26 protein-coding genes are annotated in these 25,019 nt (G+C 66.3%); 19 read left to right on the top strand and 7 right to left on the bottom strand.

The genetic code is table 11. The annotated features are described in order from the left end of the window. The first annotated feature begins 107 nt into the window (after window positions 1-107). The 3 genes from glgP (at window position 108) to ACQPYR_RS37630 (ending at window position 4,901) form a co-directional block, all read left to right on the top strand. Window positions 108-2,678 (top strand): alpha-glucan family phosphorylase, encoded by a 2,571-nt coding sequence (gene glgP / locus ACQPYR_RS37640; protein ID WP_433624092.1) that lies wholly within the window; start codon window positions 108-110, stop codon window positions 2,676-2,678. A gap of 204 nt (window positions 2,679-2,882) precedes the next feature. Further along, window positions 2,883-4,244 (top strand): NCS2 family permease, encoded by a 1,362-nt coding sequence (locus ACQPYR_RS37635; protein ID WP_433624090.1) that lies wholly within the window; start codon window positions 2,883-2,885, stop codon window positions 4,242-4,244. 111 nt (window positions 4,245-4,355) lie between these two features. Then, window positions 4,356-4,901: a DoxX family protein gene (locus tag ACQPYR_RS37630; protein ID WP_433624088.1), complete on the top strand. Its 546-nt coding sequence runs from the start codon at window positions 4,356-4,358 to the stop codon at window positions 4,899-4,901. Between the two features lie 10 nt (window positions 4,902-4,911). Here the strand turns inward: ACQPYR_RS37630 and ACQPYR_RS37625 are convergent, their stop codons facing one another. The 3 genes from ACQPYR_RS37625 to ACQPYR_RS37615 form a co-directional block, all read right to left on the bottom strand. After that, on the bottom strand, window positions 4,912-5,622 hold the full coding sequence (locus tag ACQPYR_RS37625) for a methyltransferase domain-containing protein (protein ID WP_433624086.1): 711 nt from the start codon (window positions 5,620-5,622) through the stop codon (window positions 4,912-4,914). A gap of 194 nt (window positions 5,623-5,816) precedes the next feature. Then, a complete protein-coding gene (locus tag ACQPYR_RS37620; RefSeq protein ID WP_433624084.1) occupies window positions 5,817-7,859 on the bottom strand; it encodes an ATP-dependent DNA helicase in 2,043 nt (680 codons plus the stop codon). A gap of 124 nt (window positions 7,860-7,983) precedes the next feature. Next, the gene (locus ACQPYR_RS37615) at window positions 7,984-8,550 is read right to left on the bottom strand and encodes a nicotinamidase (RefSeq protein ID WP_433624082.1); all 567 of its coding nucleotides are present in this window, start codon (window positions 8,548-8,550) and stop codon (window positions 7,984-7,986) included. 116 nt (window positions 8,551-8,666) lie between these two features. Here ACQPYR_RS37615 and ACQPYR_RS37610 point away from each other — a divergent pair, with 116 nt between their 5' ends. Then, window positions 8,667-8,930: a hypothetical protein gene (locus tag ACQPYR_RS37610; RefSeq protein ID WP_433624080.1), complete on the top strand. Its 264-nt coding sequence runs from the start codon at window positions 8,667-8,669 to the stop codon at window positions 8,928-8,930. Here the strand turns inward: ACQPYR_RS37610 and ACQPYR_RS37605 are convergent. After that, the gene (locus ACQPYR_RS37605) at window positions 8,860-10,197 is read right to left on the bottom strand and encodes a nicotinate phosphoribosyltransferase (RefSeq protein WP_433635349.1); all 1,338 of its coding nucleotides are present in this window, start codon (window positions 10,195-10,197) and stop codon (window positions 8,860-8,862) included. The two genes, ACQPYR_RS37610 and ACQPYR_RS37605, sit on opposite strands and share 71 nt — an antisense overlap. Before the next feature lie 120 nt (window positions 10,198-10,317). On the opposite strand from ACQPYR_RS37605, the gene clpS reads away from it, so the two are divergent. The 10 genes from clpS (at window position 10,318) to rdgB (ending at window position 17,404) form a co-directional block, all read left to right on the top strand. Next, window positions 10,318-10,638, top strand: a complete 321-nt coding sequence (gene clpS / locus ACQPYR_RS37600) for an ATP-dependent Clp protease adapter ClpS (RefSeq protein WP_040687186.1) — start codon at window positions 10,318-10,320, stop codon at window positions 10,636-10,638. 23 nt (window positions 10,639-10,661) lie between these two features. Beyond that, complete coding sequence (locus tag ACQPYR_RS37595; RefSeq protein WP_357479227.1) at window positions 10,662-11,231, top strand: DUF2017 domain-containing protein; 570 nt, start codon at window positions 10,662-10,664, stop codon at window positions 11,229-11,231. A gap of 15 nt (window positions 11,232-11,246) precedes the next feature. Further along, on the top strand, window positions 11,247-12,323 hold the full coding sequence (locus ACQPYR_RS37590; protein ID WP_433624078.1) for a P1 family peptidase: 1,077 nt from the start codon (window positions 11,247-11,249) through the stop codon (window positions 12,321-12,323). 174 nt (window positions 12,324-12,497) lie between these two features. After that, window positions 12,498-12,923 carry a Mov34/MPN/PAD-1 family protein gene (locus ACQPYR_RS37585; protein WP_433635348.1) on the top strand — a complete coding sequence of 142 codons (426 nt, stop codon included), beginning with the start codon at window positions 12,498-12,500 and terminating at the stop codon, window positions 12,921-12,923. 30 nt (window positions 12,924-12,953) lie between these two features. After that, window positions 12,954-13,226, top strand: a complete 273-nt coding sequence (locus ACQPYR_RS37580; RefSeq protein WP_433624076.1) for a MoaD/ThiS family protein — start codon at window positions 12,954-12,956, stop codon at window positions 13,224-13,226. Window positions 13,227-13,234: 8 nt separating this feature from the next. Next, window positions 13,235-14,197, top strand: coding sequence for a PLP-dependent cysteine synthase family protein (locus ACQPYR_RS37575; RefSeq protein WP_433624074.1), 963 nt, complete (start codon window positions 13,235-13,237; stop codon window positions 14,195-14,197). Between the two features lie 155 nt (window positions 14,198-14,352). Then, entirely contained in the window at window positions 14,353-15,057 is a 705-nt protein-coding gene (locus ACQPYR_RS37570) for a rhomboid family intramembrane serine protease (RefSeq protein ID WP_433624072.1), read from the top strand. A 158-nt stretch (window positions 15,058-15,215) separates the two neighbouring features. Beyond that, complete coding sequence (locus tag ACQPYR_RS37565) at window positions 15,216-15,980, top strand: cyclic nucleotide-degrading phosphodiesterase (protein WP_433635347.1); 765 nt, start codon at window positions 15,216-15,218, stop codon at window positions 15,978-15,980. A gap of 42 nt (window positions 15,981-16,022) precedes the next feature. Beyond that, a complete protein-coding gene (gene rph / locus ACQPYR_RS37560) occupies window positions 16,023-16,793 on the top strand; it encodes a ribonuclease PH (RefSeq protein WP_040687192.1) in 771 nt (256 codons plus the stop codon). Continuing rightward, entirely contained in the window at window positions 16,793-17,404 is a 612-nt protein-coding gene (gene rdgB, locus ACQPYR_RS37555) for an RdgB/HAM1 family non-canonical purine NTP pyrophosphatase (RefSeq protein WP_433624070.1), read from the top strand. Before rph ends, rdgB begins: the two co-directional genes overlap by 1 nt. 101 nt (window positions 17,405-17,505) lie before the next feature. Here rdgB and ACQPYR_RS37550 read toward each other — a convergent pair whose 3' ends face one another. The 3 genes from ACQPYR_RS37550 to ACQPYR_RS37540 all read right to left on the bottom strand — a co-directional run bounded on the left by ACQPYR_RS37550 (window position 17,506) and on the right by ACQPYR_RS37540 (window position 19,258). Further along, entirely contained in the window at window positions 17,506-17,805 is a 300-nt protein-coding gene (locus ACQPYR_RS37550; protein WP_245567036.1) for a DUF3817 domain-containing protein, read from the bottom strand. A gap of 71 nt (window positions 17,806-17,876) precedes the next feature. Then, window positions 17,877-18,332, bottom strand: a complete 456-nt coding sequence (locus tag ACQPYR_RS37545; RefSeq protein WP_433624068.1) for a transcriptional regulator — start codon at window positions 18,330-18,332, stop codon at window positions 17,877-17,879. Between the two features lie 50 nt (window positions 18,333-18,382). Further along, entirely contained in the window at window positions 18,383-19,258 is an 876-nt protein-coding gene (locus ACQPYR_RS37540) for an oxidoreductase (RefSeq protein WP_433624066.1), read from the bottom strand. A gap of 142 nt (window positions 19,259-19,400) precedes the next feature. On the opposite strand from ACQPYR_RS37540, the gene ACQPYR_RS37535 reads away from it, so the two are divergent. The 5 genes from ACQPYR_RS37535 to ACQPYR_RS37515 all read left to right on the top strand — a co-directional run bounded on the left by ACQPYR_RS37535 (window position 19,401) and on the right by ACQPYR_RS37515 (window position 24,972). After that, window positions 19,401-20,048: a PadR family transcriptional regulator gene (locus ACQPYR_RS37535; RefSeq protein WP_433624064.1), complete on the top strand. Its 648-nt coding sequence runs from the start codon at window positions 19,401-19,403 to the stop codon at window positions 20,046-20,048. Window positions 20,049-20,226: 178 nt separating this feature from the next. Then, entirely contained in the window at window positions 20,227-21,435 is a 1,209-nt protein-coding gene (locus ACQPYR_RS37530; protein ID WP_433624062.1) for an FAD-dependent oxidoreductase, read from the top strand. 105 nt (window positions 21,436-21,540) lie between these two features. Further along, the gene (locus tag ACQPYR_RS37525) at window positions 21,541-22,305 is read left to right on the top strand and encodes an ABC transporter ATP-binding protein (RefSeq protein WP_433624060.1); all 765 of its coding nucleotides are present in this window, start codon (window positions 21,541-21,543) and stop codon (window positions 22,303-22,305) included. Continuing rightward, entirely contained in the window at window positions 22,290-23,858 is a 1,569-nt protein-coding gene (locus tag ACQPYR_RS37520; protein WP_433624058.1) for a hypothetical protein, read from the top strand. The genes ACQPYR_RS37525 and ACQPYR_RS37520 overlap by 16 nt, the downstream gene beginning before the upstream one ends. A 190-nt stretch (window positions 23,859-24,048) precedes the next feature. Then, window positions 24,049-24,972: a LysR family transcriptional regulator gene (locus ACQPYR_RS37515; RefSeq protein WP_433624056.1), complete on the top strand. Its 924-nt coding sequence runs from the start codon at window positions 24,049-24,051 to the stop codon at window positions 24,970-24,972. The last annotated feature ends 47 nt before the right edge of the window (window positions 24,973-25,019 follow it).

Raw genomic sequence — 25,019 nt, 5'->3', positions numbered from 1 at the left:
GCCCGCTGGCCGGCTCGGAGACGTGATGTGTCTTTTGGTGCATACGGTCCAGTGGCGTGGCCCGGCTGGAGCCACCAGGTGCTGCGGCATTGGGTAGGGTTCGGTTGGTGAAGGCACTCCGTCGTTTCACCGTCCGTGCCCATCTGCCCGAGCGTTTGGCGGCCCTGGGCGAACTTTCCACGAATCTGCGCTGGTCGTGGCATTGGGCTACCCAGGATCTGTTCGCGGAGCTCGATCCGGTGCTGTGGCGCGAGCTCGGCCACGATCCGGTGCGCATGCTGGGCGAGGTGCCCGCGGCGCGGCTGGACGAGCTCGCCGCCGATGCGGACTATGTCGGGCGAGTGGATGCCGCCGCCGCGGATCTGCGCGACTATCTGACGCGGCCGGGCTGGTTCCAGCGGCAGACCGATGAGCCGGTGCGCGGCATCGCCTATTTCTCGATGGAGTTCGGCGTCACCGAGGTCCTGCCGAACTATTCGGGCGGCCTCGGGATTCTGGCCGGTGATCATCTGAAGTCCGCATCGGATCTGGGACTGCCGCTGATCGGCGTCGGATTGCTCTACCGCTCCGGTTATTTCCGGCAGTCGCTGACCGCGGACGGCTGGCAGTCCGAGCACTATCCGGCGCTGGATCCGCAGGGGCTGCCGTTGCGGCTGCTTACCACCGAAGGTTCGCCGGTGTTGATCCACGTGGCCATGCCCGATCAGCGGGTGCTCCGGGCGCGGGTGTGGATCGCGCAGGTCGGGCGGGTGCCATTGCTGCTGCTGGATTCCGATATCGCCGAGAACGATCCGGAACTGCGCGCGGTCACCGACCGGCTCTACGGCGGTGATCAGGACCATCGGATCAAGCAGGAGATCCTGGCCGGTATCGGTGGCGTGCGGGCGGTGCGCGCCTATACGCGCGCGGCTGGTGTGCCGCATCCCGATGTGTTCCATATGAACGAGGGGCACGCCGGATTCCTCGGCGTCGAGCGGATCCGTGAATTCGTCTCGGCCGGGCTGGATTTCGACACCGCGCTGACCGCGGTGCGGGCCGCTACCGTGTTCACCACGCACACGCCGGTACCCGCCGGTATCGACCGCTTCCCGATGCCGTTGGTGCGCAGGTACTTCGGCGGTGGCCACGGGGAATCCGAATCCGCCATGCTGCCTGGACTTTCCGTCGACCGGATCGTCACGCTCGGTCGCGAAGCCGATCCGTCCGTATTCAATATGGCGCATATGGGCTTGCGACTCGCCCAGCGCGCCAATGGTGTTTCCAAACTGCACGGCGAGGTGAGCCGCGCCATGTTCGCGCCCCTGTGGTCCGGTTTCGACGCGACCGAGGTGCCGATCGGTTCGGTAACCAATGGTGTGCACGCCCCGACCTGGGCGGCGCGCGAATGGTTCGACAAGGCACGCGAGCACATCGGTCCCGAACTGGTCGAGGAGGCGCGTGGCTGGGAGAAGCTGCGCGATTTCGACCTGGGTGAATTGTGGTCGACTCGAAATGCTTTGCGCGCCATCCTCGTTGCCGAGGTGCGCCGACGGGTTCGCGCTTCCTGGTTGGAACGTGGTGCCGCTTCGGCTGAATTGGGATGGGTCGACAACGTTTTCGATCCGAATGTGTTGACCGTCGGTTTCGCGCGCCGGGTGCCGACCTACAAGCGGCTGACCCTGATTTTGCGCGATCCGCAGCGCTTGCGTGCGCTACTGCTGAATCCTGATCGGCCGATGCAACTGGTCGTCGCGGGTAAGAGTCATCCCGCCGACGATGGCGGCAAGGCGCTGATCCAGCAGGTCGTTCGGTTCGCCGACGATCCGGAAGTGCGTCATCGGATCGTCTTCCTGCCCGATTACGACATGTCGATGGCCCGCTACCTCTACTGGGGTTGCGATGTCTGGCTGAACAATCCGCTGCGTCCGCTGGAGGCTTGCGGCACCTCCGGTATGAAGTCCGCGCTCAACGGCGGGCTGAACCTCTCCATCCGCGACGGCTGGTGGGATGAGATGTACGACGGCGAAAACGGTTGGGCCATACCGACCGCCGACGGCGTCTCCGATGAGCACCGCCGCGACGACCTCGAGGCCGCCGCCCTCTACGACCTGTTCGAACGCACCGTCGCACCGCGGTTCTACGACCGCGACGGCTCCGATATGCCGGTGCGCTGGGTCGAGATGGTGCGCCACACCCTGCAAACGCTTGGCCCGAAGGTGCTGGCCTCCCGTATGGTTCGCGACTACGCCGTCGAGTACTACGCCCCCGCCGCATTCGCCGGAAAACGCGCCAGCGCCGACGAATTCGCCGGTGCCCGAGCGGTTTCGGAATACCGTCGCCGAGTCGACGCCGCCTGGCCCTCGGTCAAGATCATCCAGGTCGACAGCGCGGGCCTGCCCGACACTCCGATCATCGGCGCCGAACTCTCGCTCTCGGCCCGCATCGACCTCGGCGGCCTCACCCCCGCCGACGTCACGGTGCAGGCGGTACTCGGCCGCGTCTCACCGACCGACGACCTCTCCGACACCACCACCTTCCCGATGACCCATACCGGATCCGAATCCGGTGTAGACCTTTTCACCGTCGAAACCCCGGTCCCCCTGTCCGGCGCCGTCGGTTACACGGTCCGGGTCCTGCCCCACAACGAACTACTCGCCAGCGACGCCGAACTGGGCTTGGTAATCGCCCCGAACAGCTGAGGTCGAATCCGGGACCTACTCGGAGCTCAGTTGGACCAGGCCATTCGGGGTCCCGGGGCAACGGCCCGGTCGGGACCAGGGAAGACACCGTGACGCGCTACTCACGAAAACCTATACCTGCTGCTGGGGCGGGTTCTCGAGTGCAGTGAATTGTCGGCTACCGTGCCCTGGCACCCCTGTACTCGTTTTTCGACTGGAGAGCTCATGGTCACCGACGTTCTGACGCGAACCCGAGGACGCCTCGACGCGTACTTCGGCATCAGTTCGAACGGTTCGACCATGAAGCGTGAGCTGATGGCCGGAACCATCACCTTCCTCGCCATGTCCTATGTGCTCGCCGTGAATCCGTCGGTGCTCGGCGACGAGGGTCCGCTCGGTGCCAAGGGTATTCCCATGCAGGCGGTCTTCACCGCGACGGCCGTCGCCGCGGTCTTCGGCACGCTGGTCATGGGGGTGTGGGCCAGATATCCGATCGCGCTCGCGCCAGGCATGGGCCTGAATGCCTTCTTCGCCTATTCGGTGGTGCTCGGGATGGGGATCCCGTGGCAGGTCGCGCTGTCGGGGACTCTGCTGTCCGGGGTGATCTTCTTCGTACTCGCGATCACCAGGGTGCGCGAACGCATTCTCAATGCGATTCCGATGCAGATGAAGCTGGCCGTCGGCGCGGGCATCGGCATGTTCGTGGCATTTCTCGGTCTCAAGAACGCGGGCATCGTGGTCAATAGCGAGGCCACCCTCGTTACTCTCGGCGACTTCACCAAGGGCACCACGCTGCTCGCGCTCTTCGGTCTTGTGATGACCGTGGTGTTCCTGGTCATCGGCTGGCACGGCGCGGTGCTCTACGGCATCGTGCTCACGGCCGTTGTGGGCGTCATCAGTGGTCTGGTCGATCTGCCCAACGGTGTCGTCGCGATGCCGAAGGGCCTCGAGCACACCTTCGGTCAGGCCATCATCCATCTTCCCGACGCGTTCACCGGGCAGATGGCCGTCGTCGTTCTCACCATGCTCTTCGTCGACTTCTTCGACTGCTCCGGCACCCTTATCGGCGTCGCCAACCAGGCCGGACTGCTCGACAAGGACGGCAAGCTGCCGCGCGCGGCCAGCGCACTGGCCGCGGACTCGGTGGGCACCATGGCCGGCGCGGTCATCGGCACCTCGACCACCACCGCCTATGTCGAATCGACGGCGGGTGTCTCAGCGGGCGGCCGGACCGGTATGACCGCCGTGACCACGGCGGGCTGGTTCCTGATCGCCATGTTCTGCTATCCGATCTTCGCGGTGGTCGCCGGTTCGGCGGCCATCACCGCACCTGCGCTGATCGTGGTCGGCGTGCTGATGGCCCGCGCGCTCGGCGAGATCGATTGGAATCGGCTGGAGTACTCGATTCCGGCCTTCATCACCGTCGTCATGATGCCGCTGACCTACTCGATCGCCAATGGACTGGCGATGGGCATGCTGTTCTATCCGATCGTCATGGTCGCGAAGGGACGCGTCAAAGAGGTGCATCCGGCGATGTGGGCGCTGATGGTGATGTTCCTCGGATACTTCTTCTTCCTCGCGGAGTAGGTCTCGCCTATCGCGCGGTTGGGCTGAACTGTGGGATAATCGGACCGCAGTCCGATTCATTGCCGAGGCTAAAGAGCCATTGTTCATACCGATGCGCGGATGAGGACCAGCATGACTTCCAACGGCACACTCGAACGCCCCACCCATCCGAGTGGCGCGACTCTCGACAACTCCGCCGCCCATATCGGCCTCTTGGTGCTGCGCGTCGTCTTCGGCGGCCTGCTCGCGGCGCACGGCTCACAGAAACTGTTCGGCTGGTTCAGTGGCCCGGGTTGGCGCGGCAACGCCGCCACCTTCGATTCCATGGGCTACAACCCCGGAAAGCTGTTCGGCACCCTTGCCGGACTCAGCGAATTCACCGGCGGCATCCTCCTGCTGCTCGGCCTGCTCACGCCGCTGGCCTCGGCCATCGTGCTCGGCACCATGATCAATGCGATCAATGCCACCTGGGGTGGCGGCCTGATGACCGGTAAGGGCTACGAAATGCCCTTGCTGTTCGCCACCGCCGGCGCGGTCGTCGCATTCACCGGTCCCGGCAAGTTCTCTCTCGACCACGGGCGCCCGTGGCAGCGTCAGGGGTTGGTCTGGGGCGTGGCGGCGATCGTGCTGGCCGTGATCGCGGCCGTCGTCACGTTGATCCTCAAGTGGACGCTGTGATCTGTCGTTTTCACGCTTCGTCGCGATTCGAGTGCAGGACCAGAACCGTGGTCGCCCCGCGGTGGAACTCGTAGGCGGTTTCCCGGAGCGACGAGCGGATTCCCTTGTCGTGCAGTTCTTTTCGCAGATGTGCGACAAGGTCGTCTTGGCGTGCGCCGGTGTGATCGACCAGTGGATACAGGCGTGTCTCGCCTGCGGATGCTCGGGAGAGTTCGAGCAGGGAAGCCAGATGGAAATCCGGATCGAGGCGGTCGGCGTAGGTGAAGAGCAGATGTGAGCTCAGGACCAGATCGAAACTGTTGTCAGGAAAGGGAAGCGACGGCAGCAGCGCCGCGATGTACCGGTCGCGATGAGCGGTGATGTCGGCGCCGAAGCGGGCCGCCGCGGCCAGGCGTATCGCTCGGTGCTGTTGCGGATCGCCGTAGAAGTCCCACCGATATCGATCCAGATGTGCTGTTGCCCAAATGTTTCCGCGATCGGTTTCGGAGACGGCGAGGGTCCGCAGTTGCTCCGCGGGTTGGACATAGATCGGATCCGCCGCGATGACCGTGGCACCGAGTTCACTCGCCTCCGCGGTGAAACTTGCTGCGCCGCCTGGACAGTCGAGTATGTGTCCGCTGAGGTCGGCTTCGGTGAGTGCGAAGATCGCACGGTATTCGGCCAAAGATCTTGCGCTGATCAAGAATTCGCCGAGAGTGTCGATATCTGGCTGGTGCGTCATTGGGAAACGGTCTCACGGGTCGACCGGCAGTGACAGGGATTTGTGGTGTCCCCGCGCCGCGTGCAGGGCTTGGCGCGGGGACTCGCCGATACATCCGGTGTGGGAATTGGGGTTCCACCGAAGTATCGGTTCTCAATTTACTTCTGTCTGGAAATGCTGGAATGCTTTGTGAGTGGTCTCACAGATTCACCAGCTCAGCTTGCGGCGGTGAGTCGACGCAGCGCTTTGGCGACGACATCGGGATCCGAGGTCTCCCAATACGGCGGCAGTGAGGCCCGCAGATAGCCGCCATAGCGTGCGGTCGCCAAACGGGAATCCAGGATCGCCACGACACCCCGGTCATCGACGCTGCGCAAGAGCCTGCCGGTGCCCTGGGCCAGCAGCAGCGCGGCGTGATTGGCCGCAACGGTCATGAAGCCGTTGCCGCCGCGCGACTCGACGGCCCGCTGTCGCGCGGTCAGCAGCGGATCGTCGGGGCGCGGGAACGGGATCCGATCCAGGATCACCAGACTCAGCGACGGACCAGGCACATCGACGCCCTGCCACAGCGACAGCGTGCCGAACAGGGACGTCTCGGGGTCGTCGGCGAACTTGCGCACCAGCGCGCCGGTTGCGTCGTCCCCTTGACACAAAACGGGCGTATTCAGCCGCTCGCGCAGCGCGTCGGTGGCCGCGCGTGCGGCGCGCATCGAGGAGAACAGCCCGAGCGTGCGCCCGCCCGCAGCGCCGATGAGCCGCTCGATTTCGTCGAGGTAGGCCGGTGCCAGACCGTCTCGGCCGGGCGCGGGCAGATGCTTCGCGACGTACAGGATGCCGGACTTGGCATGGTCGAACGGCGAGCCGACGTCGAGCGAACTCCAGCGCACAGTCTCCGTGTCCGAGGGCGCCTGCGCGCCGTTGGCGGTTGCGGTATCGCCGCGGTTGGCCGATTGTGCGGGCAGACCCCAGGTGATGGCGAGTCCGTCGAAGGAGCCGCCGATCTGCAGAGTGGCCGAGGTCAGCACGACGGTGGCGGTACCGAAAAGTCTGCTGCGCAGTAGTCCGCCCACCGACAGCGGCGCCATCCGCAGCGTGCGCCGGGTGACGCCGCGGATCTCGTCGGCGGCGAGCCAGATGACATCGTGACGCTTGGCCGGGTCGGATTCGTCGAAGGCGGTCAAGGCGCGTACCGCGCTGTCGTGCACTTCATCGATGGCGGCCAGCGCCTGGGTGCGGGCGGCGGCGCTTTCCGGATCGCCCTGTGCGGTGGTGCCGCCCTGTGGCGCGAGCGCGGTGCGGGCATTCCAGGCGGCATCACGGACCAGTGCGAGCACCGGCGCGATGCCGTCGGGCAGGGCGTCCCAGCGGGCGGCGGGCAGTTCGTCGAGCACCGTGTGCCAGGCCTCGGCGGCCTCTTCGAGCCGGTCGACCTCCTGCTGGTCGATGAGTTTGGCGCAGCGCCGAGCCGCGGCGCTGATCGCCGATGCGGCCAGTTCGGCGGTGGCGACGCCGGTGACCCGATCGACCAATTCGTGCGCCTCATCGATCACGACCACATCGTGTTCGGGCAGCACCTGGATGCCGCTGATCGCATCGATGGCGAGCAGGGCGTGATTGGTCACCACGACATCGGCCTGCGCCGATTCCGCCCTGGCCAGTTCGGCGAAGCAGTCCTGGCCGAACGGGCAGCGCGACTTGCCGAGGCATTCTCGCGACGACACGCTGACCTGACGCCAGGCCCGATCGGTGACACCGGGGGCAAGCTCGTCCCGGTCGCCGGTTTCGGTATTCGAGGCCCATTCGTTGAGTCGCTGCACCTCGCGGCCCAACCGCGAGATGGCGAAAGCGTCGAAGAGCTCCGCTTCCGCGGGCTCGTCGGGGATCACGCTATTGATCTTGTTCAGGCACAGATAGTTATTGCGCCCCTTGAGGATCGCGAATTTCGCCGCCCGGCCCAGCGGTTTGCTCAGCGCCTCGGCCAGTCGCGGCAGATCCCGGTCGACGAGCTGACGCTGCAGCGCGATCGTCGCGGTCGACACCACCACGGTCCGGCCGGTGCGCACCGCGTGACGCAGGCTCGGCACCAGATACGCAAGCGACTTTCCGGTACCGGTGCCCGCCTGCACCGCGAGGTGTTCCTTGGTATCGATGGCGTGATCCACCGCCGCCGCCATCGTCACCTGCCCGCCGCGCTCCTTCCCGCCGAGCGCGCGCACAGCGGTGGCCAAAAGCTCGGGGACGGGCGGCAGTTCGGGCACGCGACGAGCCTACTGCTCGGGACCGACAACCGATCACCGCCCGATCGGATCCTCGGCCTGCTTCGCTCACCTTCCACACGTGAACCCGGCGTGTCCTGCGGCAAGTCGGGGCAGGCGGTCTGCGTCAGCGAACGACCGAACCCTCGATGTCGACTCCGGCCGTGCGCATGCGGTCGAGTGCGGCGGTGGTCGTGTCGGGTGCGACGCCGGCGGTGAAGTCCAGCAGCACCCTGGTGTCGAAACCTTCGATGCGGGCGTCCAGTGCGGTCGCGCGGACGCAGTGGTCGGTGGCGATGCCGACGATGTCGAGTTCATCGATGGCGCGCTCGCGCAACCAGTCCGCGAGGCCGGTGCCGTCCTCGGTGGCGCCTTCGAAACCCGAATAGGCGGCGGAGTATTGGCCCTTGGAGAAGATCTCCTGGATCTGCTCGGTATTCAGGGCGGGGTGGAAATCCGCGCCGGAGGTGCCGACTCGGCAGTGCGGCGGCCAGGTATCCACATAATCGGGATGTTCGGAGAAATGGCCGCCGGGATCGATGTGGTAGTCGCGGGTGGCGACGACCGCACTGTAATGCGCGGAGTTTAGGTAGCCGGTGATGCGCCGGGCGACCGTGGCCCCGCCGGTGACGGCCAGCGATCCGCCCTCGCAGAAATCGTTCTGCACGTCGACGATGATCAACGCTCGGTTCATGTCGACCTCACTTTCCCACGATCTGAGAACCGAGGATGTAAACACTCGGCACCTGTCTGTGGATTACATTGTGCCGCCTGATCGATCGGGCGTGCTACGAACACTCGGAGGTCCAGGTGAGCAGCACCGTCAGAATTTCGATCGCTTTCTTCATCGGTTATACGGCCTATCTCGCCGTCGACTTTCTGCTCGGCAACCGACCCGACGAGGCCGTCGACTGGGTACGGCTGGTGCTCAGGGGCGTCCTGATCGTGGTGGTAGCCGTCTCCATCGTGGAATGGGTGAACCGACGCAACGCCGCAGCCCGGGTCAATTCACAAACGTCGTCGGAATCGCAGGTTCCCCAGCCGACAGTTTCAGGCCCTCCCACGGCAGGCTGACCAACCCGCGTGCCACCAACTTGCGACTGTCGGCGAGGGTGGGCAGCCCATCGACCGGTTCGCCGCCGCGCACCAGCGGTGCCAGCAGCTCGCGAACCTCGAATCCGTTTGCGGCGGGCTGGTTTCCGGCGGCCTGGTAGACGATCTCCTCGACCAGGGTGCCGGTCCGGCGGGACAGTCGAATCGCCTTCTTGGTGCCGCCGCGCGACTCCTTGTGGCTGCTGCGTTTCGCAACCGGCAGCCCGTCCACCTCGACCAGTTTGTAGACCATTCCGGCGGTAGCCGCCCCGGACCCGGTGACCAGCGACGTCCCGACCCCATAGGTGTCCACCGGTTCGGCGCGCAGTGCGGCGATCGCGTACTCGTCCAGATCACCGGAGACCACGATGCGGGTCTTGGTCGCGCCGAGCCCGTCGAGTTGCTCGCGCACCTGCCTCGCCAGTACGCCGAGATCACCGGAATCGATACGCACGCCACCCAATTCGGGTCCGGCGACCTCGATTGCGGTCGCCACCCCCCGGGTGATGTCGAAGGTATCGACCAGCAGTGTGGTGCCGATGCCGAGCGCCTCGATCTGGCCGCGGAACGCGGCCGCCTCGTGCGCACCGTCCGCGGCGCTGTATTTACCCGCCCCGTCGGCTCCGCCGACTGCCATCCCCATGTGCAGCAGGGTGAATGCATGCGCGCTGGTGCCCGCGCCGGGCACGCCGAAGCGGCGCACGGCCTCCAGATTGGAGGTGGCGTCGAAGCCGGCCAGATATGCGGCGCGCGAGCAGGACGGCGCGGCGAGTTCGTGAGCGCGGCGTGAGCCCATTTCGATCATCCGGCGACCGTCGGCCGCGCTCACCATGCGGGCGGCGGCCGAGGCGATCGCGCTGTCGTGATTGAGGATCGACAGGGCGAGGGTCTCCAACAGCACGCATTCGGCGAAGCTGCCGCGCACCGAAAGAATCGGGGAGCCCGGGAAATACAGCTCGCCCTCCGGATAGCCGTCGATATCGCCGGTGAAGCGGTAGTCGCGCAGCCAATCGATGGTCTTCGAGTCCAGGAAACCGGCCGCGATCGCGAGCTCGGATTCCTCGAAACGAAAATGCGCCAGCGCGTCGACCAGTCGGCCGGTGCCCGCGACAACGCCGTAGCGGCGACCGTTCGGCAAGCGCCTTGCAAACACCTCGAAGGTGCAGCGGCGGTGCGCCGAGCCGTCGCCGAGGGCGGCTGCGAGCATGGTCAGTTCGTACTGATCGGTCAGCAGTGCGGTGCTGCGCATGTCCACGCAAGCCACTGTAGACAGCCCTGGCGGACATGATAGGCCGGTGTGGCCGGGGCGTCTGTCGATTCCTGGTGCGCGGGTGTTGTGTATCCGGAGTCGAGTCGTACCCTGAGTGTTATGGCCTTGTGCGAAGTGAACGCGACACTGTCGGCGGCACAGGCGACTCCGGAGGCGGTCGAATACACCGAGATCCTGGAGGCCGAGGACCGTCCGTGGGTGACGGTTGTTTGGGATGATCCGGTCAACCTCATGCACTACGTCGCCTACATCTTTCAGAAGCTGTTCGGCTACAGCAAAGCGAAGGCGACCGAATTGATGCTCAAGGTGCACAACGAGGGCAAGGCAGTGGTGTCGTCGGGTTCGCGGGACAAGATGGAACAGGACGTGCGACGGCTGCACGCCGCAGGGCTCTGGGCGACCATGCAGCGGGACGACTGACCGGTACGACTACCCTGACGTCAGTGCGTAAGTGGAGCCGGAAGAACTCGCTGAGCGGCCTCAAATTGCGATCCGAAATGGACGCGCGTGAGGCAAGCGTACTGCGGTCCCTGGTCGGCGCCGTTTCCGGCCTGCTGACCGAGCGGGCCGAATCCGCACCCGATGATGAGCTCGCCGAGCTCACCGGGCTGCGTAGCGGCAATACGACCCCGCCCGATGATCCCCGGCTGCACCGGCTGCTGCCGGATTTCCACCGCAGTGAACCGGGCTCTCCCGATGCCGATCGCGCCGATCTCAACAGTGCGCTGCGCGGCTTGCACGAGCCGGAGATCATCGACGCCAAATTGGCGGCCGGATCGGTGGTGCTGAAAACGGTGCCGACCGACGGCGGGAAGATTGTGCTGACGCCGGAGCAGGCCGACGCCTGGTTGACCGCGCTGACCGATGTGCGGCTGGCATTGGGCACGGTGCTCGGAATCGATGCCGAGACACCGGATCACCTCGAACCCGATGATCCGCGTGGGCCGCATCTGGATGTTTATCACTGGCTGACTTGGATGCAGGATTCCCTGCTGCAGGCCCTGGCACCCTGACGGTCCGGATTGATCGTGACGAGTAGCCAGGAGAATGCGCGAGCGGGACAGCGGAATTCGCTCACCGATGTGCCCAGCCTGCTGGTCGGGCACCATCATGTGCTCGATCCGGATGCGACGCTGGGCTCCGGCGCGGCGACCGGCTGCACCGTCGTGCGCATACCCGGCGGTGCGACCGCCGCGGTAGACGTGCGCGGCGGCGGACCTGGGACCAGGGAAACCGATCTGCTCGACCCGGGCAACACTGTGCGCCAAGTGAATTCGATCCTGCTCACCGGTGGTAGCGCCTACGGACTCGCGGCCGCGGACGGCGTAATGCGTTGGCTGGAGGAACATCGCGAGGGCATACCGATGGATCCGGTTGATCCGAGTCGGGTGGTGCCCATCGTCCCCGCCGCGGTGATCTTCGATCTTCCGGTGGGGGACTGGCGAATTCGACCGACCGCCGACTTCGGTTTCCTGGCGGCCGAGGCGGCGGCGGAGGAGTTCGAACGGGGCTGCGTCGGTGCGGGCGTCGGTGCGCGCGCCGGTTCGATCAAGGGCGGCGTGGGGACCGCGAGCGTCGTGCTCGGTGCGGGTGCCGCCGCGGGCGTCACGGTGGCGGCGCTGGTCGTCGCCAATCCGGTCGGCTCGGTCTTCGACCCGCGGACCGGCCTGCCATGGGGCGTCGGGACCGAAGGCCACGAAGTATTCGGCCTGTATCCCGCCACGCCCGAGCAACTGGCCGTGGCAAACGCCCTACCGGTCAAGGGCACCGTTCTCAACACGACGATCGGCGTGGTCGCCACCGATGCACCCCTGGACCCCGCCGGTTGCCGGCGCATGGCCACCACCGCCCATGACGGGCTCGCCCGCGCCATCCGTCCCGCCCACTCACCCCTCGACGGTGACGCCCTCTTCGCACTGTCCACCGGCACCGCCGAAATCACCGCCGCCCCGATGCCGCCCGCCTTCCCGTCCGACCTGCTGGTGCTGGATGAGGTCTGTACCGCGGCGGCCGTCTGCGTCGAGCGCGCCATCGTCGACGCGATCCTTTCCGCCCACTCCGTGGCCGGCATCCCCGCCTACGCGGACCTCTTCTCGCGCTCCTAGCGGGTTCCCATACCGACATGCCGGGCGGAATCCGCGAAAGCGCGCGGGAGCGTTGGCAACAGCGCCGGGGAGGGTACCGGCCGACAGGTGGGCGGGAATAGCCGAATATTCTGGGTCGTTGTCGGGTGCGAAATGTCGGCAGCGGATATGCCGAATGCGGAAGGGTTTGAACTCGTGCTGGTGATCAGGACCGACCTGGTGGAGGCGATGGTGGCGCACGCGCGCGCCGATCACCCGGACGAGGCCTGCGGCGTCATCGCCGGTCCGGAGGGTTCGGATCGGCCGGAGCGATTCATCGCCATGGTCAATGCCGAGCGCTCGCCGACCTTCTACCGGTTCGATTCCGGTGAACAGTTGAAGGTGTGGCGGGCGATGGACAATGCCGACGAGACCCCCGTGGTGATCTACCACTCGCATACCGCCACCGAGGCCTATCCGAGCCGCACCGATATCTCCTATGCGTCCGAGCCGTTCGCGCATTACGTGTTGATCTCCACCCGCGATCCCGAGCAGCACGAGCTGCGCAGCTACCGGATCGTGGACGGTGAGGTCACCGAGGAGCCGGTCCGGATCGTCGATGCATACGAGACCGTTCAGTAACCCTATGTTCGTCGAATTCGAGGAGTTCCAATGCCGGTAACCGTGTCCATCCCGACCATCATGCGTGGCCTTACCGGAGGCGAGAAGCGCGTCGACGCGCAGGGCTCGACCCTGTCCGCGCTGATCGACAACCTCGACGCCAACCATCCGGGCCTCGCGGAGCGGCTGCTCAAGGACGGCAAGCTGAACCGCTACGTCAACATCTACGTCGACGACGAGGATGTGCGCTTCGCCGGCGGCCTCGAGGCGCAGGTGCCCGAGGGCGCCAGCGTCACCATCCTGCCCGCCGTCGCCGGAGGCTGATCGACCCCGTGGCGCGCTACGAATCGCTGATCGCGACCCTCGGCAACACCCCGCTCGTCGGGCTGCGCAACCTGTCCCCGCAGTGGGACGGTGACCACCCGGTGCGGCTGTGGGCCAAGCTCGAGGACCGCAACCCGACCGGTTCCATCAAGGACCGGCCTGCCCTGCGGATGATCGAACAGGCCGAGGCCGACGGCCAGCTGACCCCCGGCTGCACGATCCTGGAGCCGACCAGCGGAAATACCGGCATCTCGCTGGCCATGGCGGCCAAGCTCAAGGGCTACCGGCTGGTCTGCGTGATGCCGGAGAACACCTCGGTCGAACGCCGTCAGCTGTTGACCATGTTCGGTGCGCAGATCATCGATTCCCCGGCCGCGGGCGGTTCGAATCAAGCGGTCGCGCTGGCCAAGCAGATCGCGGCGGAGAATCCGGACTGGGTGATGCTGTACCAGTACGGCAATCCGGCCAATGCCTTGGCGCACTACGAGACCACCGGCCCGGAGATCCTCGCCGATCTGCCCGAGATCACGCATTTCGTCGCGGGTCTCGGGACAACCGGCACGCTCATGGGGACCGGTCGCTTCCTGCGCGAGAAGGTGCCCGGCATCGAAATCGTCGCGGCCGAACCGCGCTACGGCGAACTCGTGTACGGACTGCGCAATATCGATGAGGGCTTCATTCCTGAGCTCTACGACGAGTCGGTGCTGACCACTCGTTTTTCGGTCGGTCCCTTCGATGCGGTGAAGCGCACGCGCGAGCTGGTGTTGGAAGAGGGCATTTTCGCCGGCATTTCGACCGGCGCGATTCTGCATGCGGCGCTCGGTGTCGCGCGCAAATGCGTGCGTGCGGGCACGCGGGCGGATATCGCCTTCGTGGTTGCCGACGGCGGGTGGAAGTACCTGTCCACCGGCGCGTACGACGGGACTCTCGAAGAGGCCGAGGAACGCCTCGACGGCCAGCTCTGGGCCTGAATTCGAGCGATCCGGCCTGAGCGTGCGCTTTTCGCGCGGAAGGCGCACGCGGTATCTTTGGCCGATTGGTCGCGATACGCCCCGGTACTCTCGAAAGAGCGAGTCCCTTGTCGCATATCCCCGGCGTCCGGGCCTCGCTCGACGAGGAGGTTGCGATGACCGGCGGTTCGGGAATCGGTTCATCGTTCGATCCGGAACGGATCGCCGCACTACGCGCCCGACTCGGGCGGCCGCGCGTGCCCTCCGGTACACCTGCCCAACCGAACAGTCTCAAACAGCTCTGGCTGCGCGCGGGCGTCATCATCACCGCATTCGTTGCCCTGCTCTACGGCGTCGAAGGCGTCGACGAGCTCGACCACAACCAACTCGATTACAACGGCATCGAACCGCGCGAGGCGGACGGGCTGTGGGGCATTCTCTGGGCCCCGGTCCTGCACCACGGCTGGGATCACCTGTTCGCCAATACGCTTCCGGTTATCGTCCTCGGCTTCATCACCCTGCTCGCGGGCATCGGGCGCGGACTCGCCGCCACCGCGATCATCTGGATCGTGGCCGGAGTCGGCGTCTGGCTCACCGGCGCCACCGGATCGGTGCATCTCGGCGCGTCGTCGCTGATCTTCGGCTGGCTGACCTTCCTTATCTCTCGCGGCTGGTTTGCCCGCAACCTGGTGCAGATCGGCATCGGCCTGGTTGTACTGGCGATTTACGGGTCGGTGCTGTGGGGTGTGCTGCCCGGACAACCCGGAATCTCTTGGCAGGGGCATCTTTTCGGGGCAATGGGTGGAGTGCTTGCCGGCTGGGTACTCTCTGGTGATGAACGTCGACACCGTCGCGGGGATCGAGCCGGAGTCAATGCGTAGCCGAGGTACTCGCGCGGCGCGCAGCGGAATGTGGGGGATCGGTTCTTGAGCGAGCGCAGCGAGCGAACAATGAACACAGCTGAGCTCTCACTCACGACATCGCCGAGCGCTAGCGAGGCGATGTCGTGAGTGAGAATTCGTCGTGGGAGCATGGGGGAATGCGCCTTACCGTCCTCGGGTGCTCGGGCAGTGTGTCCGGCCCGGACTCCCCAGCGTCGGGGTACCTACTGACCGGGCCGGATATGTCGCCGGTGGTCATCGATTTCGGACCCGGCGTGCTCGGCGCATTGCAGCGCTATGCCGATCCCGGCGAGGTCGATATCTTCCTCACGCATCTGCATGCCGATCACTGCCTGGATCTGCCCGGACTGCTGGTCTGGCGGCGCTACCACCCGACCCCTCCGGTAGGGCAGGCGATCGTGCGTGGTCCGTCCGATAGCGCGGTGCGCATCGGCAATGCCTCCGCCGAAATCGGCGGTGAATGCGACGACTGGTCCGACGTCATCGACCATCAGATGTGGGTCGAGGGCGAGGCGGTCGAATTCGGTCCTGGCCATACGGTGCTCGCACGTCGGATGTATCACCCGCCGGAGTCGTACGGGCTGCGCATCGCGACCGCGTCCGGGCGGACCTTCGTCTACACCGGCGATACCGCGATGTGCGATGCGGTACTCGAACTCGCGCAGGGCGCCGACCTGCTCATGTCGGAGGCGTCGTGGACACACGATCCGGCCAACCGGCCCCCCGGCATTCATCTCTCCGGCACCGAGGCGGGCATTATCGCCGCCCGTGCGGGCGTGAAAGAGCTGCTGCTCACCCACATTCCGCCGTGGACCTCTCGCGAGGACGTGATCGCGGAGGCGAAGGCGCAGTTCTCCGGACCGGTGCACGCCGTCACACCGGGCGAAACCTTCGACATCTGACCGGTTGCCGCGCGCGGTGGGCCATGTGACTAGGCTTGGCGCGTGTCGAGACGAGCCGATGGCAGGGCGGACGATGAGCTCCGCGAGGTACGGATCACCCGTGGCTTCACCACGCATCCAGCCGGTTCGGTGCTGGTGGAGTTCGGGCAGACCCGGGTGATGTGCACCGCGAGCGTCACCGAGGGCGTGCCCCCGTGGCGTCGCGATTCCGGGCTCGGCTGGCTCACCGCCGAATACGCGATGCTGCCCGCGGCCACGCATACCCGCAGCGGGCGGGAGTCGGTGAAGGGCAAGGTCGGCGGGCGCACCCAGGAGATCAGCCGGTTGGTCGGCCGGTCGCTGCGCGCATGCATCGACCTGGCGGCCATCGGCGAGAACACCATTGCCATCGATTGCGATGTGCTGCAGGCCGACGGTGGCACGCGGACCGCGGCCATCACCGGTGCGTATGTCGCACTCTCGGATGCGGTGACCTACCTCGGCGCGGCGGGCGGATTGGCCGACCCGCAGCCGATCTCGTGTGCGATCGCCGCGGTGAGCGTCGGCGTCGTCGACGGCCGGGTGCGGTTGGACCTGCCGTACGAAGAGGATTCGCGCGCCGAGGTCGATATGAATGTGGTCGCCACCGATACCGGCACCCTGGTGGAGATCCAGGGCACCGGTGAGGGCGCGACCTTCCCGCGCTCCACCCTGGACAAGCTGCTCGACTCGGCCCTCGCGGGATGCGACCGGCTGTTCGCCATCCAGAAGGAGGCGCTCGCACTGCCGTATCCGGGTGTGCTGCCCCAGCCTGCCGAGTCGAAGAAGAAGTGATGTCGCGACGCGTCCTGGTCGCCAGTCGCAATGCCAAGAAGTTGAACGAACTGCGTCGGATCCTCGCCGATGCGGGTATCGCGGGCATCGAGATCGTCGGGCTCGCCGATGTGCCCGCCTACGACGAGGCGCCCGAGACCGGCGCGACCTTCGAGGAGAATGCGCTGGCGAAGGCGCGCGATGGTGCCGCCGCGACCGGATTACCCTGTGTCGCAGACGATTCCGGGATCGCGGTGGACGCGTTGAACGGGATGCCCGGTGTGCTGTCCGCGCGCTGGTCCGGGGGGCACGGTGATGATGCGGCCAATAACGCGCTGCTGCTCGCGCAACTCGGTGACGTACCGGACGAGCGGCGCGGTGCACAGTTCGTGTCCTCCTGCGCGCTGGTGGTGCCCGGCGGCACCGAGATCGTGGTGCGCGGTGAATGGCCCGGTGCGATCGGCCGGAAACCGGTAGGCGACGGCGGTTTCGGCTACGACCCGCTGTTCATACCGGCGGGCGGCGATATCACCGCTGCCCAGCTGACCCCCGCCGAGAAGGACGCCGTATCGCATCGCGGACGCGCGCTCACCCAACTTCTCCCTGCGCTCGCGGCCCTCACCGAGTCCTGAATCAGCCGCGCGCTCGGGGACCGCAACGGATGCGGACCTCGGCGACGGAGCTGGCCCACAGCGGGTGCGGATTCGGATGACGGGTGTGGGCCCAACTCCGGTCAGAGGTTGAAGTCTTGTTTGACCTTGTTCGCGTTGACGTGTTCGACGAAGAAGGACAGCAGCGGGATGGTGCCTGCGATCAGGGTGCCGACGGTGCGCGGGATCGGCCAGCGCACCTTGACCGCGAGGTCGGCGGTGACCAGCAGGTAGACGAAATAGACCCAGCCGTGCACGACCGCGATCCAGTTCGGGGTGTGCACGTCGAAGCCGTACTTGGCGATCATTTCGCCGGTGAGCAGCAGCAGCCACAGACCCGTCGTCCAGGCGAGCACGCGGTAGCGCAGCAGCGCGGGCTTGATCTTCGCAACGTTCGTGGCCGTCGGCTCGGGGGTGAGCGTCGCGGCGGATTCGGTCGAGTTCTCGCTGGTGGTCAACCGGCGCTCCTGTGTGTGTCGTGGGCCAGGCCCGCATCCCGGACGTGTTGGTCGATATCTCGCGCGTGCAGCTCGACCAGATACTTGTTGTATTCGGCGAGCACCGGATCATCGTCGCGGGCAGCCTTGGGCCGCTCGGGCAGCAGTCCGGCCGGAATCTCTCGCGGCGCATCGACTTTCGCGGGTCGGCGCGCCTTCGCGGGAGCCGGTTCGGCTTCCGGCTGCTTATCCGCTTCGGATTCCAGCCGCACGAACCGGAAGTACGCGAAGACCGCGAACCCGGCGAACAGCGGCCATTGCAATGCGTAGCCGAGATTCTGACCGGTGCCGCTCGCGGATTCGAACCGCTGCCACTGCCACCATCCCAATGCCAGGCAGGCGAGGGCGGCCACGATCACCAGCACGATGAGAGCCGGGCGATTGTGTGCCGAGCGGCGAGGTGGAGCGGACACGCATACCACGGTACCCGTCTACTACACGGTACGTAGGAGCAGGTGGGGCCTCAGAACTTGTAGGTGATCCCGGTCATGCGCTCGGATTCCTCCCACAGGCGGCGCAGCAGTTCCGGATTGTTCGACAGCTTGCTCGACGGCGAGGGCTCGACCGGGCCCTGGCTCTGGAACAACCGGTTCGGACCCCAGTAGGTGGTTGGGTCGGCATCGGGCATGGTGGCCGCGAACAGCGTGGAGTGGGCGGCCTTGGCCGGGGGATGGCCGATGATGCGGATGAAGGGTTTGCTGATCCGGTCCAGTGGGGTTTCGGTCCTGGCGAACAGATCGGTCGCCGAGACGCCCGGGTGCACCGCGTAGGAGCGCTTGTCGGAGCCCGCTTCGGTCAGCCGCCGCTGCAGTTCGCGGGCGAACATCAGGTTGGCCAGCTTGGACTGGGCGTAGGCGAGATTGCGCTGGTAGCGGCGGTTCTCGTAGTTGAGATCGTCGATCCACAGCTTCGGGGTCTGCTTGTGCGCGATGCTCGCCAGGCTCACCACCCGGTCCCGGAGGCGATCGAGCAGCAGTCCGGTCAGCGCGAAATGTCCGAGGTGGTTGACGCCGAACTGGGTCTCGAACCCGTCCTTGGTGCGGGAGAACGGAATGTTCATCAGACCGGCATTATTGATGAGCACATCGAATTCGCCGGTCTTGTCGGCGAATTCGCGCACCGATGCCAGATCCGCCAGATCCAATTGCTCGACCCGGACGTCGCCGTCGATCCGGTCGGCGATCGGCTGCGCTTTCGCGACATTGCGGCAGGCCATGATCACGGTGCCGCCCTTGCCTGCCAGCACTGTGGTGGTCTCGACGCCGAGGCCGCCGTTGGCTCCGGTGACGACAAAGGTGCGCCCAGTCTGGTCGGGCATATCTTTCGGGTTCCATGCCATGAGCCGACCTTACTTCGGAGTAAGTTACGGCGGAAGAGCGACACGCGATCTGGACCGACGGAGCGCGCGAAGCTCGTTCGCGCCTAGTGCTTGTGCCCGAATACTCGTAGACGTATATTCGTATGCGAGTAAGGAGGTGTCCATGGCCACGAAGCGCAAGGTGAACAATCTGCTGGCGCTGGCGGTGCTCGCGACCGTCATCGAACGGCCGATGCACCGCTACGAAATCGCCTCGCAGATGCGTGAGCGCGGCAAGGACCGCGATATGGACATCAAATGGGGCTCGCTCTATACCGTCGTGCAGAACATGGAGAAGGCGGGCTTTCTCGAGGTCGTCGGCAATGAGCGCGACGGTGCTCGGCCGGAACGCACGATCTATGCGATAACCGATGCCGGTCGCGCCGAAATGGCGGACTGGACAAGGGAATTGATTGCCGAGCCAGCACCGGAACATCACCGGTTCACGGCCGGACTCTCCGTCGTGGCGGCATTGCCGCCCGATGAAGTCGTCGAGTTGCTCGGCCGGCGCATCGACGCGCTGGGTCGCATCATCGAGGCTGCGCGCCGAGAACTCGATCAACTCGCGGCTGCCAATCTGCCCAGGCTGTTCGTCGTCGAAGCCGAATACGGTGTGGCGATGCTGGAGGCCGAGGTGGCGTGGGCCGCGTCGCTGCGTGACGAGATCGCCGCCGGCGCTTTCCCCGGCGTCGATCTGTGGCGGCATATGCATGCCGTCGGCATGACTCCCGCCGAGGTCACGGAGATGGTGGAAAGGGGGATGACGGAATAGAGACCGGGCCCGGCGGGGTGCGGCAACACCGCCGCCGAGCCCGATGTAACCGTCTCGAACCGCGTCCGCATGCGCGTACCCGGCTACAAGGCTGGCAACCACAGGATAACTGGGTGTGCGGTGGGCGGTCGGTTCGGGCTTTCGAAGAACCCGTATCGCACATAACTGGAGTACACCCATGTCCAAAACAGAAACGGCCATCGTTATCGGCGGTGGTATCGCCGGACCCGTCACGGCCACCGCATTGCACAAGGCGGGCATTGCCGCTCGCGTCTACGAGGCCTATCCGGGGCCTACCTACGGCATCGGCAGCGGGCTGGCATTGGCGCCGAACGGTGTTGCCGCCCTCGACATCGTCGGTGCCGGCGACCTCGTTCGTGAGATAGCCAGTCCGATATCGCATACGCAGCTGTCGGTCGGCGGCAAAGTGCTGCGGATGCCGGAAATGCCGGACGTTCCGTCGTTGAAGATGGTCGACCGCAATGAATTGCACCGGACGCTGCACGATCATGCGGTCGCCGCCGGCGTTCCTTTCGAGTACAACAGGCGACTCGTGCGCGTCGAGGAGGACGCCGACGGTGTCACCGCGTATTTCGCCGATGGCAGCCGCGCAACCGCCGATGTGCTGATCGGCGCGGACGGTATTCGATCCACGGTGCGCGGTCTCATCGACCCGGACAATCCGGGACCGGAGTACACCGGAATGATCGGATTCGGCGCGATGCTCGACGGTGATTTCGGAATTCCGCCGGAGACAATGGTTTTCGCATTCGGGAAGAAGGCGTACTACCTCTACGGAGCCGTCGACGGCAACAAGGTCATGTGGGGTGCGAATCTGCCGCACAAGGAGTATCTGTCGCTGACCGAGGCGCGCGCGATTCCGGCCGAGCACTGGTTGGCCATTCTTCGGGACACCTACGCCGAGGACACCCCGGGCGGCGAGTTCGCCCGCAGGACCACGGCGGAAAACCTGGAAACGACTGGGGCACTGCACATTATGCCGCCGGTGCCGACCTGGTCTCGGGGGCGCATGGTGCTGGTCGGGGATTCGGTGCATGCGCCGTCCAATAGCTCGGGTCAAGGGGCGTCGCTGGCCATCGAGAGTGCGGTGCAGTTGGCGCGCTGTCTGCGGGACCTGCCGGATCACACCTCGGCCTTCGCGGCCTATGAAGGGGTGCGGCGGCCTCGGGTGGAGGGTGTCGCGGCGCGGGCGCGCAAGATCAACCACAGCAAGACGCCTGGGCCGGTGGCGCGCCGGATGATGTCCATGCTGATGCCACTGCTGATCAAAGGGATGAACCCGGAGAAGACCATGGGGGTCGAGCAGCGGTATCGGATCGATTGGGATGCGCCGGTGCAGCAGGAGTTGGCGGCTGTGCGGGCGTAGGGCTGGTGCTGCCTGCCTCTTCGAGGGGCGGGCAGCATTATTTTCGAACCCGATGGCCGGTTCGTCCGTAACGTAGGAGATGGGAACCGAACACCAGGGGGATGGATGGTGCATACCGATCCTGCGCTGCAGCTGAGCGGGCTTTATAAGCGATTCGGCGGTCCGTGGGTGGTCGACGATGTCGGCCTGACGGTGCCACCGGGATCGTTCTTCGGACTGGTCGGCCCGAATGGGGCGGGCAAGACGACCACCCTGTCGATGGCCTGCGGACTGTTACGGCCGGACGCCGGACAGGCGCGGATCTTCGGCGTCGATGTATGGGCCGATCCGATCGCGGCGAAGACTTTGGCGGGCGTATTGCCGGATGGACTTGCGCTACCGGAGCGCCTGACGGGCCGAGAACTGTTGACCTACACCGGTTTACTGCGCGGTCTGCCCGCGAATACGGTGGCCGAACGTGCCGAGGAATTGCTCGGAGTCTTCGAATTGACCGGTGCCGAACGGACTCTCGTCGTCGACTACTCGGCGGGCATGCGCAAGAAGATCGGCTTGGCGACGGCGCTGCTGCACGCGCCGAAACTGCTGGTGCTCGACGAACCGTTCGAGGCCGTGGATCCGGTATCGGCGAGCACGATTCGCACCATTCTGCAGCGGTTCGTCGCGGCGGGCGGCGCGGTGGTGCTGTCGAGTCATGTGATGGCGCTGGTGGAGAATCTGTGCGATCGGGTCGCGGTGATCACCGCCGGGCGGGTGGTGGCCGCGGGCACGCTCGACGAGGTGCGCGGAGACAGCACCTTGGAGGCGGCATTCGTACATCTGGTCGGCGGCCGGGTCGGCGGGGAGGACGGGCTGTCGTGGTTGGCGTCCTGATTCGGATGCGGTTGTTGCTGACCAAGCGTGCGCTGGGCAATGGCTGGCAAGGTGTCACGTTCGTCAGCGGTGTGATCATCGGTCTCGTATTCGCGCTCGGCACAGCGGGTCTCGTCGGATTCGGGGTCCGGGACGGTGATGTGGCCGGCGGCATCACGGTGGCCGCCGCGTGGTTCGGGATATGGACGCTCGGCTGGCTGTGCGGTCCGGTAGTGATGGGCAGCAGCGATGAGACCGTGCAGCCCGAACATCTGCGACTTCTGCCGCTGAGTAATCGGCAGTTGGCCACCGGGCTATTGGCGGCGGCATTCGTCGGGCCCGCGCCGGTGATCAACCTGCTCGCCTTCTCGGGGCTGATTGTGCTTGCAGCGCAACTGAGTTGGGGTGCGGCCGCGGTGGCGCTGGTCGGTGTGGTTTTGCAGTTGATATTCGTGGTGCTGCTCTCGCGGGTGGTGCTGGCGTGGATCGGTGCCGCGATGCGTTCGCGGCGGGGGCGCGATCTCGGGGTGCTGCTCGCCGGTCTTGCCGGGCTGGCCTACTACCCGATGAGTTTCCTGCTGAATCATGTGAATTCGGTGCGGGGATCGGCACCGTGGTTGGCGAATGTGTTGCGCGCCTTGCCATCCGGGTGGGCACCTGGTGCGGTGGGGGCAGCTGCGCGCGGTGATTGGCTGGTCGCGCTCGGTGCGTTGGTCGGATTGCTTGCCTTGACGGCGGTGCTGTGGCAGGCATGGTCGGTGCTGTTGCGGCGGCGGCTGACCGCGCCGCTGGATTCGGTTTCCGGCACGGGCGGGCGTGGGATGCTGCTCGGCCGGGTGCGGACGTCCGGGCCGGTGGGTGCGGTGATGATCAAGGAGTTGCGGACGTGGTCTCGCGACAGCCGACGCCGGGCGGCGCTATTGCCCGTGCTGCTGGTGGGGGCGCTGCTGCCGGTCTTTCCGGCAATCCAGGGCAACGGCGCGGGCGGTGTGGTGTTCGCGGGTGTGAGTGCCGCGTGGTTCGCGGGCCTGGCCGCCAACAATCTCTACGGCTACGACGGAACCGCGCTGTGGCAGACATTGGTGACGCCCGGCGCGGCGCGCGCTGATGTGCGGGGGCGGCTGCTGGCCCTGCTACTGGTGATCGGTCTGCCGTCCGTGCTGCTGGCCGTGGTTCTGCCGGGTGCGCTCGGCCGCTGGTCGATGTACCCGTGGACGCTGTCGCTACTGTTCGCTGTGCTCGGCGTCGGCGCGGGTTCGGCCGTATTCCTGTCGGTAACCGCGCCCTACCCGCTGCCGCCGCGTACCGGAAACCCCTTCGCGTCCTCCGGAAATCCAGGCTGCGCGAAGGCTTTGGTGCAATTCGCCAGCAGCCTCGGCCAACTGATCGCGGTGATCCCGGTTCTGCTCGTGCTGATCATCGGCCTTGCCCTCGACCTGACCGTCGTGCTGTGGCTGGCCCTGCCGGTCGGGATCGCGATCGGGGTCATCGGAGCAGTGGTCGGTGCACGCCTCGCCGAAGAGCGGTTGTCCGCTCGTGGGCCGGAGGTTCTTGCGGCTGTGCAGCCGCGTTGATACCGGTCAGGAACGCGATCGGTATCGCGAGTGCGGTCGTTGGTGCAAGCGAGCAGCGGATCGTCTGGAGGCCGGAAGTTCGGGGACTGTGTACTGCCCAGAGGGCGTGGCGGGGATTCGGGCGACGGCCGGAGGGGCAGGGGATCGGTGATCCACTGGTCGAGTATCGGGAGAGAAATACACTTGTTGGGTGGGCGATAGGGATTCCGATGGCAGTCTCGATCTGAATCAGCTCAGGACGTTCCTGGCGGTGCATCGTGCCGGATCCATTACGGCGGGGGCGCGGTTGGTGGGGCTGTCGCAGCCGACGGTGACGACGCAGTTGCAGGCGCTGGAGAAGCGGCTGGGGTATCGGCTGTTCGAGCGCTTGGCGCGCGGGGTGGCCTCGACCACCGCTGCCGTGGAGTTGGCGGCGCGGGTCGCCGGGCCATTGGATGCGCTCGACGGGGTTACGGCGCGCGCCGCGCCGGCCGCACCGGTGCCGCAACCGCCGGTGCGCTTGGCCGGGCCCGCCGAATTGCTTGCGGTGCAGGCACTTCCGGCCCTCGCGCCGTTGATCGAGCGCGGTGTGCGACTGATCGTCACCGCGGGGCTTTCCGAGGAACTGCTGGCCGGACTCCGCGCCGGGCACTATGACCTCATCGTGTCGACGGTGCGCCCCCGCGGCCGCGCCTTGGTCGCCGAACCCCTCGCCGACGAGGAATTCGTCCTGGTCGCCGCCCCTCAACTGGCCACCCGCATCGATACCGCGCGGCTGCGCACCGACGGACCCGCCGCCCTCACCGGTCTACCCCTGGTCAGCTACTCGGCTGACCTGCCCATCCTCCGCCGCTACTGGCGACATGTTTTCGGCGTCCGCCTCGCCGCCGAAGCCGCAGTAGTCGTCGCCGACCTGCGCGCCATCACCGCAACCATCGCCGCAGGCGCGGGCATCAGCGTCCTCCCGCGCTACCTCTGCGCACACGAACTCGCCGCGGGCACCCTGGTCCCCTTACTCGAACCCGACGACCCGCCCATCAACACCGGCTTCCTGGTCCGTCGCCCCGGCACCACCTCCCGCCCCCACATAGACCTGGTCCACAACCACCTTCGTTCCGCCGCCCGAGCCTGGTGAACCCGCGCCGACGTGGAAGTCGGCACCCGTCGCCGCCAAAGACCCCG

It is taken from the genome of Nocardia sp. CA-120079, from assembly GCF_050955745.1.
Classification (GTDB): domain Bacteria; phylum Actinomycetota; class Actinomycetes; order Mycobacteriales; family Mycobacteriaceae; genus Nocardia.
Note: the sequence above shows the minus strand (reverse complement) of the source record. Positions and strands in the feature narration are given on the sequence as shown.